This window comes from Hassallia byssoidea VB512170 (assembly GCF_000817785.2).
Classification (GTDB): Bacteria; Cyanobacteriota; Cyanobacteriia; order Cyanobacteriales; family Nostocaceae; genus Hassallia; species Hassallia carrinoi.
Window position 1 is genome coordinate 1 of record NZ_JTCM02000078.1, and the last position, 13928, is coordinate 13928.

Sequence of the window (13928 nt, forward strand, 5' to 3'; positions counted from 1 at the left end):
TTTCGGGTTTATTATTACCTGTTAAATCAATTTCTTGAATGGGCCAATAGCCTAACTTTTGTCGCATTTGCTGCAAGTTAGGAATAGTACCAGCCGGCAGATTACCCGATTGTTGAAGCGATCGCCAAATAGTCGGTAATATTGTCTTTACTCGTTGCGGATCTTGTTGTTCCAATTGTTCGAGAGTTATCGGCGATGGTTGCACCCATTCCAAAGCTGCGTTTGTCAAAGCTAAAGAATGCGGTTGCACAGCATTGCTGCTTTGGGGAATTATTTGTCCAGCAGCCAACACCCGCAAAACCCCATCTCGCAGTTGCACTCCTTTGATAGTAGCGGTAGTTGTTTGCTGTTCTCCGTTTGCTAGCCAGACAACTATCTGAATTTCCGCATCGGAATTTATCCCCAAAGTTGACCAAATAAACTTCTCTGGCGAAGTTTTCGGTAAGCTCAAAGTTGCAAAAGGCGAATTTAGCCAGCGTTTACCGTCATGAAATGCACTCACTTCCACTTGATACCATTGATTATTTACAGTCAAATCTGTTTTTGACAGTTGCAGCCACTCCGCAGAGTTAATAGAAGAAATTGGCTGTACCGAACCAATAATTCGGCTGGGGTGAGTAGAAGAAATCGGTGTCACCTCACCATTAAGTTGTCTCAACAAACTTTGAATATGCGTCAAATTATCTGGTGTGATTTTGGCTTCTTCCAACCAGGAATTCGCCCGATTTTGCCCTTGCCCAGCTGCTAAAATCAAAGCAGCCCAAGCTTGCACCTCTGGTCTATTAGAATTAACTTGCAAAGCTGCTTTGGTGCGATTCCACAACCGTCCTTCATCAGCTTTCAATAAAGTAGCAATTTCTTGGGCATTTTGTGGCGATGCCTCAAACACTTGTAAAGCTTTTTCCCAGCGACCATCAATCAAATCTGTCAGTACTTGTTGACTGGGAGAAGCCCAACTTTTATCAGCTTGAATTTTGGTAAGTTGAGAATGCAAGCGAATCAAATCAATTTGCGCTTGCGCTGCCGCCGGTATTTTTTCTTTTTGCTGTTTTTTAATAAATTGCAACCATTCAAAAGCTGGTGTCCAAAGACCGGTGCGGGCAATTGACACAGCATCTTGGTAAGCTGAATTGTTGAGTTCTGGAGGTTTGAGAGAAATTTCTTCTAGTTGAATCGGGTCGAGAAAAGAGTTTGCTGGTTGAACTTGGTAAACTCGTAATTGCGGTTCTAAACCGACAGTTTGATCGACAATTAACTCTTTTGTACCATTATTAGTAACCTGCTGCCATTTGGGTAATTGTCCGTTAGGACTTGTCCAAGACAACATCAATTGTAAGTTGCTACGTTCGGGATTGTAATGCAGAATGTGACCGTAAGCGATCGCATTCGTTCCTTCAATGCGCTGTCCTTTGCAATAAAACCAAACCCCTGATGATGTATTGCCTTCAAAGCGTTTCACTTCACTTAAAGGTAAAGAAATACTAGAACCTTGATTTTCCGATGTTGCATCAACCAAAGGGGCAATTACAAAAGATTCTTCAGGTCCAGTTACAGGCAATTGAGTTGCTAAATGATAGTATTTTTCTGTGGAAGATTGTGTCTCTGTATTTTGTGACTGATAGACTCTGAGTTCAACAACGTATTTACAATCTGACTGACAATTTGCCCGCTGCTTGTAAACTGGCAATAAAAAAGAATTTTCTACATCACCATCCAAAGGTAAAATTTCCCCGGCTATTTGTCTCTGCTTTTTCAGATTTAGTTTAATTTGTGAAAGAGTTTGCGGGTGTTCTTGTTGGCTAGATATTTTTGCCCATTCTGGTAAAACATTATTCAACCAGCTTAATTTTTCGGGATTGAGTATGAAAATAAGGCTAATCCAAACAAAAAGCGCAATTAAAGCAGCACTACCCGACAAAATCCCCACAGCTAACATTGACGATAGCCAACTTTCCATTTTCACAGAAGTTTCCAGCGGTTTCGCTTCTCGTCGCACAGACTTAACCGGCTTTTTCGGCGTTTTTTTGACAGCGCGTTTCATCGCACCTGCACCTTGCATATTAGGTTTAGAAGGTTTTGGTATCAGCTTTTGCGTGCGGTTTGCCATGTTCGTTCAGTAAATGCAATCGGTATTTCTGCCAAGTATTTTTACTTTTATACTCGTCTTTATTTGAATTTGCCCAGAAATTTCTTAGTCTGATTTTGGAGAAGTTCAGTAAATTTCCTCATGTCAAAACCAGAAACTTTTGAATACACTCACCCCTTGAGTGTGTGTGTGTAGAGTGTAAAAAGTTGAAAGATAAACTGCTTCGCAATCAAAGTAAAGCCTTAATTTTCGCATTGTTATTACTTGCGGGAATTCACGGATTTACACAAAAAGCGATGTCTCAAGTGGATAGGAGAGGGGGAGAGGGGGCAGGGGGCAGGGGGCAGGGGGCAGGGGGACAAGGGGACAAAAGAGACAAGGGAGACAAGGGAGACAAGGAAGATTCTTTCCTTTCTCCCCCTCTCCCCATCTCCCCATCCCCCTCTCTCCCCACTCCCTACTCCCCATTCCCCACTCCCCAGTCAAACGACGATCCGATGGCGCAAGTTACATCGGTTTCCCAACTTAAAGACGTACAACCTACAGATTGGGCATTTCAAGCGTTACAGTCTTTAGTTGAACGCTATGGTTGCATCGCAGGGTATCCTTCGGAAACTTATCGAGGCGATCGCGCTTTAACTCGATATGAATTTGCTGCCGGTTTGAATGCTTGTTTAGATAAAGTCAATGAATTAATTGCTACCGCCACCAGTGATTTAGTCAGCCGCGAAGATTTAGCAACTTTGCAAAAATTACAGTCACAATTTGCCCCGGAATTAGCAACCTTACGCAATCGAGTTGATAATTTAGAAGCCCGCGCAACTCAAATAGAAACCAACCAATTTTCTCCAACAACAAAACTCAGCGGTATCACGATAGTTGGTATTCAAGGAAGAAGCCGCAATCGTGCTGATGTTGCTCCCAGAGATGGCAAAAAAGACACAGAAGATGCGGGTACAAATATTAATGTTATCTCGTTATCACAGTTATATTTAACTACTCAATTCGACCCGCGCAGCTACTTGGTAACAGGTATTTTAGCGGCTGACGGTTCCAGCGCACCCAGATTTAGCAACGACGTTATACTTGGTTACGAATATCCTACAAATAACAGCTTAATATTAACTGACCTCCATTATCATCGATTGATTACTGACAACTTTGCAGTGATGATAGGAACAGCATATGTAAATATGACCACTGCATTTAGAGGTCCAAACCGAGTAGAAAACGCTGCCACAGGACCCCTATCTTATTTTGCTCAACGCAACCCGATTTTAAATATGGGTTTCGGTCAAGCTGGTATAGCTTTTGATTGGCAATTTGCCAAACGCGCTAGTTTGCAAGCATTGTATTCTAGTTATAATCCGCAAAATCCTGGTAAACGCAACGGTTTATTTGATGGGAACACCACTACTGGCGTACAATTGTTAGTCACACCAACTGATGCTTTTGATGTCAGTTTATATTACGTTAATAATTATTCTTCAAATGGTTGTTTGCTGACTTTCGTTGGGGATGAGTGTTTAACTGCGGCTAATAGCACAGGTAAATCAGAACCATTACAAACAAACGCTGTTGGTGCTACTGTCAATTGGCAAATTTCTTCCCGTCTTACCTTAGGTGCTTGGGGCGGTTATACTAATTCTTATATTCCTGGGCGATCGGGAAATGTGGAAACCACAAATTACATGGTTTATCTAAATTTCCCTGATTTATTTAGAAAAGGTAATTTAGGCGGAATTTATATCGGACAACCTCCAAAAATCACCAGTAGCGACTTACCTGTAGGAAACAATGTCCCAGACTTTATCAATACAGGTTTAGGACGCAGAGGGGGACAACCAGGAACCACCACTCAAATCGAAGCTTTTTATCGCTTCCAGCTAACAGATAACATCACCATCACACCAGGTATTATTCATATCCTAGAACCTGGTCATACACCAGATAGCGACCCAATTACCATCGGCATTTTGCGTAGTAGCTTCACATTTTAGTAGTAAGCACTTCAGTGCTTAAAATAAGCACTGAAGTGCTTACTACAAATTTAAAAATAATCAATTTATTTCTACCCATACACTTGATAAATACTTTATATAAATTATTATATATTTGATAAAGTCTGCGAATTAATACTTGATTATCTAAAATTATACACAAAAAGAAAATTTCGTACAATTTCTCTATTCTCAAACATAGAGTTAGAAGTAAATTATTGATAGTTGCGCTGTATCATTTTGTTAAAAAACGCATATTTTCAGACTGCATCTATTAGCTTAACAGGCTAAGACTTTCCAATAAAATTATTGCTTGACAACGCAATGATTCATTTGAAAAACAAGAAAAAACACTCTTCTCATCTTAAATAAGTTTAAAAAATCTTAGCAATTAGCATGAATCAATATATCCGTAATCTGCTAGCGCTTGCTTTAGTAGCCAATTCCGCTTGGCTTGTTATTCCATGCAAAGCGCAAACTCCAGTAAAATCAAAGAGTGAAAATCCTAATAATATTATTCCTGTATCTTCCCAGTCACCTATTGCTGTAGATACGAATATATCAAATACATCGAGCAATTCTACAAATTCTACTAATAATAAACCAATTGCTTCTAGCAACCCCATACCTGCAACTAAACCTAATCCGCGTATTCCAATATCCAGCAGAGTTTTTGCCGCACCTTCAATGGAACAGTAATACGATTTGGGATTGGTAATGGGTAATTGGTAATTGGAAATACGTTTTTTTAGATTACCTATTACCCATTACCTATTACCCATTACCCCCTAGACAAACTTGTTCATAAAGTTTACCGGCACTTTCCCAAGTAAACTCCGTTTCTACTAGTTGTCTAGCGTTGCGAGATAATTCGTCTCGCAGTTGTGGACTATCAAATAGTTGACTAATAGCGGTGACGTATTCTGCTGGGTTATTTGCCCGTAATGCGCTTAATGGTACACTGGAATTATCTACGGCTAGCCCTTCTAAACCGCGATCGCTTGCTACTATCGGCACACCTGCTGCCATTGCTTCTAAAGTTTTATTTTTAATGCCAAAACCCGTCCGCATCGACACAACGCAGACTGTGGCTTTATGTAAGTATTCTACCATCGAAGGCACGCGCCCAGTAACAGTAATTCCTGGTTTATCCTTAAGTGCTAAAACTTCTGCTGTCGGACGAGAACCGACAATATCAAAAGTTGTATTTGGGTAACGTTTTTGAATTTCTGGCAAAACTTCGTTACTAAAAAAGCAAACAGCATCAATGTTTGCTAAGTTATCCATTGCACCAATAAAAATTAAGTGCTGTCCCCCCGGATCGTTGCTGCGGTTGGGAAAGGAAACTAAATCTACACCGTTAGGAATAACTGTAATTTTAGTATTCGGCGCAAATTCTTGTAATTGAATTTTATCTTCTTCGGTTGTTACTACAATTACCGAAAATTTAGAACAGTAGTTTTGTTCATAACGACGCAAAAGTGGTAAATTAATTTTATCTCTGAGTTTATTTTCAGAAATGCCATTTTCTAGTTGGTTAAGACAAGTGCCGTAAACAGAACTATGAACATCAACTAAAGTCCGCACCTGTTTCTGAAATTGAGGACGAATATAAATTTCATTAACGCTATGTTCGCAGGTAATTACATCACATTTCCCTGCTTGTACAAAGTTATCAATCCAGTTTTGCATCTCAACTGAGTAGCGATTTAAGACACTCGGAGGTGTCCCTTGATTTAGAAATGTGCTGAAACGCTGGATTTTTTTTAGTATACCTGTGGCGGTGCCAGAATCGGCGGGGCGATCGAAAACGACGAGATTATCGACACAATCCCGCAATCCGGCTATTTCTGCATCTGTTACCGAGATGCGATCGCGTTGCGTCACTAAAGTAATAGCATGACGTTGACTGAGATACTTGAGTAAATTAAACGTCCTTACCTGGGTTCCCCCCCTTGTTGGTGGATAGGGAAACGTGGAAGATAGCATCAAGATGTTCATACAGTTAATTATCTGGGAATAATACCAAGTACAGGGATGATATATATACAATGACCTTAGTCAATAGTTTATGTCATCATAATTATACCGATATAATTGTTGTCAGCTATTTCTAATCTAAAGAAAATACTGAGGAAAGCAAATTAAAAATCAGTATTTCTACTGTAGTCAATATTAGTTTGATAAAATATGCCTAAAGTTACTGTTTCCATTCCCACTTTTAATCGAGTTAATTTACTGCCTTTCGCAATTGAAAGTGTACTCAAGCAGTCTTATGAAGACTTTGAATTAATTATCTGTGATGACGGTTCTGCTGATAACACACCTGAGTTGATGTCACAATATACAGATAGCCGGATTAAATATATTCGTCATTCGCAAAATATTGGTAAAAGCAATAATATGCGCTCTGGCTTTGGAGGTGCAACAGGCGAATATTTTATGAAATTTGATGATGATGATAGGCTAACCTCAGACTTTCTAGCGCGTACTGTCGCAATTCTTGATAAAGATTTGAGTATTAGTTTTGTAGGTACTGACCACTGGATAATTGATATTAATAATGTCAGGGATGAAGCGAAAACTCAAGAAAATTCTCGTTTCTGGGGAAGAAAAAGTTTATCAGAGGGTGTTGTCGATAATTTGTTGGAAGTTGTGTTTGTTAAACAAAGCTTCCAAATAGGTGCAACTTTATTTCGTCGCCAAATTTTGCAAGAATTGGGATATATGCTGCCCAATATGCAAAACTGTGAGGATAATGATTTATTTGTGCGGCTAGCTTTGGCTGGGAAAAAAGGTTATTATTTACCAGAATTGTTGATGGAATATCGCGTTCACGCCGAACAGCAAGGTATTAATCGGGGAATTCGTTATTTAACTGATAAAATAGAATATTTAGAAAGTTATAGATTTGATTCTGAGAAGTTGGAAAGAATTAGGCAAAATCGACTTGCTGAGACGCAGTTATTGTTAGGTTTGCGGTTGATTGAAACAGGTGAAACGCAAAAAGGAAGAGAGTTAGTTTTAGCAGGAAAGTCTTTTTCAACTGCTAAAGCTTGGACTGGGTTAGGGTTGTCTATGTTGCCGATTGGGTTGCGGAGTAAGGCTTTTGAGTTGGTGCGGAATGTGCGAGGATGATGCGATCAAGCACTCGTAGCAGCGTAAAGTTACTAACTTTTGTCAACTAGTTCAAGAGCCTTTATAATGGCATCTTTAGTCATCCTTGTGGTAATTTTTATCCCCCTTTCTTCTGCAATGTTTTTGAGTTCGTCTTTTGTCTTGGCTTGATAACCTGTAGGTTTAGTTTTATCAGTTGTAGTTTTCTTGTTTATTACAGGTTTAATTTCTTGTTGCTTACTCAAAAAGTCTTCAACAATCCTTTTTACAACTTCAGTAATTTGCTGAACTAATTTGTCATCAATAGCTGTCTGCTTGCTTTCACTAGATTCAAGTTTTTTGATAGCATCAGCAATTTGTTCAACCTTATCACTAATACTTTCTAACTTATCATCATTGCTTGTTTGCTTGCTTTCACTTCCCTCAATTCTTTTAACAGATGCAGTAACTTGCTCAATCTTTTTGTTAAAAGTTTCTACTTGCTGAGATAATTTATCAAGCTTTTGAATTATATGTTTATTTGATTCTGTTTCTTCAGAAGGTGGTTGTACTGAAGAAGCAATTGAACCTGAAGAACTTAGCAATTGCTGCATTTCTTCTTTAGCAGTAACAGCTTGCTCATCAGTCATATCAAAGACCCAAACCCATAGCTTTTCAATGTCAAGTTTTTTAGCAACATGACACAAATCAGCACCGTAAACCACTTCGTATTCTTCTTCCTCGCTGTACGCTTCAGTACGACGTACAATTAGGGGAATTAAATTACTACCTTGTTGAGTGAGACTTCTTTCTAAGTTTTCGCGTCTTTCTGAAGAAATTTCTAAATCTTCCGACTTTGGTATAGCAATCTGAAAAGTGTAAACTTGACCGTGGGATATTGGCTTTATCCGCAAATACTCAACAATGCGATCGCGACGTTCTGCTTCTTTCATTTTCCTACTGCTTTTCCTTTGTTACAAAAATTAAATGTTTAGCTAGTTTCATATAGCAATTAAAGGCATCCTGTGCAGTCTCTTTATCTTTTGAGCTTAATTCGTTATCAAATTCTGCAAAACAAATTGGATATCCTTTATTTGGTGTACTTGAAACTATAGTCAGATTGGGAATCCATGTATCTTGGGGAAATAAATCTACATTTTTACTTTCGGGATTCTTTGAGATAATATCAAAAATCTGTTGAGTCATAGATAGAGCAACCTTAGTTGCTGCTCTATTGTACATACTAACTGCAATACCCAAAATCGGAAGTTTTTCATCTCTAGATTGATCGACTGCAATAGCTCTATTAATAACGTACTCTAATGCTCTGATAGGATAAGGAGATAAATGCGTAGGAATCAACACTGCTGAAGATGCCATTAATGAAATAGTATTAGCTTTACCAAATGAAGGGGGTGGATCAATTAATATATAATCATATTGATCGCGATATTTCTTAAGTTTCTTTGCTAAAACGCGATCAATATCTAATGTATTGATTAGCGTAGCTTCCATATAACTTAAACGAATATGAGATGGAACAATATCTAGTTCAACATCATCCCAAGTTTTGCGAATAATAGTTTCTTCTAAACTTATTCTTGGTTCAGTCAATAAATGGGTAATATCTTTCTTCCCATGTCGTTCAACATCCTCCAATGGATCTATTCCCAATCCCATTGTCAAATTAGCTTGAGCATCAATATCAATCAGTAGTACCCGTTTACCCAGTTTGTTGAGTGCAGCAGCTAGGTTAATAGTTGTTGTGGTTTTACCCACACCACCCTTATTGTTAAACACTGTAATAATCATCGCTTGGCGCTCCTTTTGAGTTTCAGTTACTAAAGGTGTTTCTTCTAACTTTCTTACACTTGCAAAAGTTTTTTTGCTTTCGTTGTCAGAATTGTTGGTTTTTGTAAATGATTGAAACATATCTTCATTGGCAAATAGCTGAGAAATCAAGCTAATGAATTTCAGTCGAATTTGTTTTTCATTATGATAGAATTTTTGATAGAGTTTTAAACTTGTTTCTTTACATAAAACTTGATTAATTAATTTATAATTATTGATTAGTTCTTTTTGGGAATAATCTAAAATTGTTGTAGGATTTTGATTGTAATTATAAAGTAAACAAAACTGATAGCCATTCGTTAAAAGCCCCAAAATAGCTGCGGTTTGACGCATATATTTATTAATTTGCCAAACATTTTGAGCAATGTTTTTATTGGGAGCTTTAGCCTCAATTACTAAATAAGGTGCGTATGGTATGGCTGAGGTTGGTGGAAGTACCAAAAAGTCAAGTTTAGATTTGCCGACTATAGCTTGAGGTTCCCAATCAGTATGACTGTAACCGAGCATTAAAAGAAGTGGGACTATAACCTTCTGTTCAACATCTGATTCACTACTATGAGGAGCGATCGCTTGAAAAATGTTTCCCAGAGTCGAAGCATAGTCAGAAGTCATACTAGCATCGCAAAAAATCCTACTGTACAATTTTATCTACTAATGTCTCAGTGTGTAAAATTTTTTTTTGTTATTAGCAAAATACTTTTGACAGCTTTGGGATGAGATGAATATCTACGCCTGGATCTAGCCCTTATGCACCAGCCATGCACCCCACCCTGCTATAATCTGACGGAAATATCGCTCAAGATACTTTTTTGCGTACTGCCAAACCTTAAATTAAGTAAAAATTATCAATTGATAACTAGACATATACGCTACCTAAATAAAAATGCCTTATCAGAGGACTTAACTTATGGGATATATAATTGCAACCGCAAATATGAAAGGTGGCGTAGGTAAAACTACCCTCACGGTCAATTTGGCTACTTGTTTAGCGAAAAATCATGGCAAACGGGTACTTGTCCTTGATTTAGATGCCCAAATTAGCGCCACACTCAGTCTGATGCCACCACTGGAGTTTGCCAAACGTCGCAAACTATCGCGGACATTTAGATATCTGATAGACCAAATTATCAATCCACAGCCAAACCCAAAACAGGGAATTCACGATATTATTCAGTCCGGCGTTTGCAATCTTTCAAATCTCGATATCTTACCCGGAGATATTGATTTGTATGATGAATTTGTCATTTCCGAAATGCTGCATCAACAAGCAGTTACTTTAGGAGAACAAGACTTTGAAACTATTTGGAATCGCTTTGAAAGAGTCTTGTTAAGTAAAATTTTAGAACCAGTTCGCGCCAGTTATGATTTTATCCTTTTGGATTGTGCCCCAGGCTATAATCTCTTAACTCGTAGCGCTTTAGCTTGCAGTGATTTCTACATACTTCCTGCAAAACCAGAACCTTTATCTGTAGTAGGTATTCAACTACTAGAAAGACGCATTGCCCAATTAAAAGACAGTCACGAACATGAGGCTAAAATTAATATAAAAATGCTGGGAATCGTCTTCAGTATGTTAAGCAACAACATTCTCAACGGAAGATATTACAAACAAGTAATGCATCGTGTAGTTGAAGATTTTGGCGTGGAAAAAATTTGTAAGGCGCAGATTCCAGTTGATGTAAATGTTGCTAAGGCTGTTGATAGTTTTATGCCTGCTGTTTTAAGTAGTCCCAACTCAGCGGGATCAAAAGCATTTATGCAATTAACTCAGGAGTTGTTGCAAAAGCTGTAAATTAAGAGTTAGGAGTTAGGAGTTAGAATCTGGTAGGGTGCGTTATGGGCGGAACGTCCTAAGGCACCGAAAATTTGGGATGGTGTGTTAGCCTACGGCATAACACACCCTACAAAACTATACCGATGGGGAAACCCCGCCCCTTACGATTAAAATTTGCCTGCCAAGGCTGCAACACACCGATCGCAAATTAAAGGATGTTTTGTTGATTCTCCCACATGGGTGGAATAGTTCCAGCAGCGATCGCATTTTTCACCCTCTGCATCTACTACCCCAATTCCCCATGCGTCAGACTGCAAGTTGTATTTCAACTTTTGCAATGCTTCCGGAGTATCCAACACTTCTACCTGCGAGGTGATAAATAAATAGCGCAATTCATCTACACCATTACCAACATCAGGATTCAGTGCTTTTACTGAAGCACGCAATTTGTCAGAACCTACATAAAGCAAGATTTTCGCCTCTAAAGGAGCGCCAATCATTTTTTCTACCCTCGCAGTATCCAACACCTTATTTACATCAGTGCGTATTTGCCGAATTTGTTGCCATACCTGAGCTAATTCTGGATTATGCCATTTTTCGTCTACTTGCACCCAGCCGGCTTCAAACACCGATTTGTAAGGCGTTTTATAAGGTATATATTGCCAGATGTCTTCTGCCATGTGGGATAATACCGGTGCGATCGCTCGTGCTAAATTTTCCAAAGCTACCTGCAACACCGTTTGACAACTGCGACGCCGGAAAGCATCACTTGCACTGATGTACAATCTATCTTTAGCAGCATCCAAATAAAAGTTGGATAAATCCACCACACAGAAATTCTGCACCGTTTGGAAAAAGCGGAAGAATTGGAAACTGTCAAACGCTTGCGTTACTTCCGCAAACACTTCCGTCATCCGGTGCAGCATGTAACGGTCAAGTTCTGGCAATTCTTCAAAGGGTATTGCATCTTTCTCTGGGTCAAAGTCGTGCAAATTACCTAACAAAAACCGCGCCGTATTGCGAATCTTTTGCCGCACATCACCAAGTTGCTTGACGATATTTTTCCCAATCCGCTGGTCAGAGGTATAATCTACCGACGACACCCACAAGCGCAAAACGTCAGCACCATAGGGGGGTTCTTCTTTTTGATTTTTCCCACCTTGAATGATGACTGCTGGATCAACCACATTGCCTAAAGATTTACTTTGCTTGCGTCCTTGTTCATCCAATGTAAAACCGTGAGTCAACACAGTTTTGTAAGGTGCAATACCATTAACCGCCACACTAGTAAGCAAACTTGATTGAAACCAACCGCGATGCTGGTCGGAACCTTCCAGATAGATATCAGCAGGGTAGCGCAATTCTGGACGCTGCTTGAGGACAGCCGCCCAAGATGAGCCAGAATCAAACCAGACATCCATTGTATCAGTACCTTTACGGTAAGATTTACCGTTATTGCGATACTGTTCTGGCAATAATTCCTCTACCGACAATTCCCACCAAGCATCAGAACCTTTTTCCGCGACGATCGCTTGAACATAAGCGATGGTTTCCGCATTTAGCAGCGGTTCGTTAGTTGCTTCATCGTAGAAAACCGGAATTGGTACACCCCAGTCGCGCTGACGGGAAATACACCAATCAGAACGTTCCGCAACCATTGGGGTGATGCGATTTTCGCCTTGTGCGGGAATCCATTGTCCCTGCGCGATCGCCCTCAAAGCTTCTTCCCGAAATCCCTCCACCGAAGCAAACCATTGTTCAGTAGCGCGGAAAATCGTCGGCTTTTTCGTCCTCCAGTCATAAGGATATTTATGTTGGTACGGTTCCTCTTTCAACAAAGAACCCGCTTCCGTCAAAGCATCAATCACCGCCTGATTTCCATCACCCAGCACATTCAACCCTGCAAACTGTCCCGCTTCAGAGGTAAAATTGCCATTATCATCAACTGGCGCGAGGATAGGCAAACCGTAACGCTGCCCCACGATGTAGTCTTCTTGACCGTGACCGGGTGCGGTATGTACCAACCCAGTACCCGACTCAGTAGTTACATAATCACCGCCAATCACAATCGGACTTTCGCGATCGTATAGCGGGTGACGGTAAGTAGAATGTTCTAAATCTTTCCCTTTAACTGTGGCTTTTACGGTTAAGTCACTGCCCAAAGTTGCCGATAAGCGTTCTACTAAATCCTCAGCAACAATAAGATATCTTTGCGTCTCTGCGACGGACACGTTCTTCAAGTCGGCGGAGCCGCCCACAGAAGTGTCCTCGCCTCTGCGTGAGACTTCCACCACGGCATAATTAAGATCCGGATTTAACGCTACCGCCAAATTTCCTGGAATAGTCCAAGGTGTCGTCGTCCAGATAGCCACACCCAACTCCGGCAAAAACTCACCCAGCGCAGCTTTCACCGCATCCGACAGACTCACCATCTTGAAAGCAGCGTAGATACTCCGCGAAGTGTGTCCTTCTGGATATTCCAACTCAGCTTCAGCCAAAGCGGTATGAGAACTGGGACTCCAATGCACTGGCTTTAAACCGCGATAGATGTAGCCTTTTAACACCATCTCACCGAAGACACCGATTTGCGCCGCTTCATATTCCGGCTTCAAAGTCAGATAAGGATGATCCCAATCGCCCCAAACACCGTAACGTTTAAAACTGTTACGCTGGTCATCTACGGCAGCGAGGGCAAATTCTTTCGCTTTTTGTCGCAGTTGTAAAGGTGTCAAATTTTGCCGTTCTGCCGATTTCATATTCTGCAAAACTTTCAATTCAATCGGCAATCCGTGACAGTCCCAACCTGGGACGTAGCGAACTTTACGCCCACGCAACAACTGGTAGCGATTAATAATGTCTTTGAGAATTTTATTTAAAGCGTGACCAATATGCAGCGAACCATTGGCGTAGGGTGGTCCATCATGCAGTATAAATAAGTCGCCTGGGTTTTCTTGAGACAGGCGATCGTAAATTTTGTTTTCTGACCAAAATTTTTGGATTTCCGGTTCACGCTTCACAGCGTTTGCCCGCATATCAAAGTTAGTCTTGGGCAGGTTTACAGTATCTTTGTAGCTTCCAGTTTCTGTCACGGTGCTGATTTTCAAAGAATAATAAAGTTTGA

Annotated in this window: 9 protein-coding genes; 4 read left to right on the forward strand and 5 right to left on the reverse strand. The window is 40.1% G+C overall.

Annotated features, from left to right (window positions below):
* Nucleotides 1–2107, reverse strand: a 2107-nt coding sequence (locus tag PI95_RS24715; RefSeq protein WP_163519165.1) for a hypothetical protein, incomplete at its 3' end; no start/stop codon positions are given.
* A gap of 185 nt (nt 2108–2292) precedes the next feature.
* Here PI95_RS24715 and PI95_RS24720 point away from each other — a divergent pair.
* Both PI95_RS24720 and PI95_RS24725 read left to right on the forward strand, forming a co-directional pair.
* A complete protein-coding gene (locus tag PI95_RS24720; RefSeq protein ID WP_039737711.1) occupies nt 2293–4086 on the forward strand; it encodes an iron uptake porin in 1794 nt (597 codons plus the stop codon).
* Nucleotides 4087–4482: 396 nt separating this feature from the next.
* Complete coding sequence (locus PI95_RS24725; protein WP_039737712.1) at nt 4483–4785, forward strand: hypothetical protein; 303 nt, start codon at nt 4483–4485, stop codon at nt 4783–4785.
* A gap of 75 nt (nt 4786–4860) precedes the next feature.
* Here PI95_RS24725 and PI95_RS24730 read toward each other — a convergent pair whose 3' ends face one another.
* The gene (locus PI95_RS24730; protein ID WP_039737713.1) at nt 4861–6087 is read right to left on the reverse strand and encodes a glycosyltransferase family 4 protein; all 1227 of its coding nucleotides are present in this window, start codon (nt 6085–6087) and stop codon (nt 4861–4863) included.
* A 189-nt stretch (nt 6088–6276) separates the two neighbouring features.
* Here PI95_RS24730 and PI95_RS24735 point away from each other — a divergent pair, with 189 nt between their 5' ends.
* Entirely contained in the window at nt 6277–7224 is a 948-nt protein-coding gene (locus PI95_RS24735) for a glycosyltransferase family 2 protein (RefSeq protein WP_039737714.1), read from the forward strand.
* A 32-nt stretch (nt 7225–7256) separates the two neighbouring features.
* On the opposite strand, the gene PI95_RS35330 is transcribed toward PI95_RS24735, so the two are convergent.
* Nucleotides 7257–8135, reverse strand: a complete 879-nt coding sequence (locus PI95_RS35330; RefSeq protein WP_052324661.1) for a hypothetical protein — start codon at nt 8133–8135, stop codon at nt 7257–7259.
* A 4-nt stretch (nt 8136–8139) separates the two neighbouring features.
* On the reverse strand, nt 8140–9645 hold the full coding sequence (locus PI95_RS24745; RefSeq protein ID WP_039737715.1) for an AAA family ATPase: 1506 nt from the start codon (nt 9643–9645) through the stop codon (nt 8140–8142).
* Nucleotides 9646–9940: 295 nt separating this feature from the next.
* On the opposite strand from PI95_RS24745, the gene PI95_RS24750 reads away from it, so the two are divergent.
* Nucleotides 9941–10825, forward strand: a complete 885-nt coding sequence (locus tag PI95_RS24750; RefSeq protein ID WP_039737716.1) for a ParA family protein — start codon at nt 9941–9943, stop codon at nt 10823–10825.
* 149 nt (nt 10826–10974) lie between these two features.
* Here PI95_RS24750 and ileS read toward each other — a convergent pair whose 3' ends face one another.
* Nucleotides 10975–13896, reverse strand: a complete 2922-nt coding sequence (gene ileS / locus PI95_RS24755; RefSeq protein ID WP_039738303.1) for an isoleucine--tRNA ligase — start codon at nt 13894–13896, stop codon at nt 10975–10977.
* Between the last annotated feature and the right edge of the window lie 32 nt (nt 13897–13928).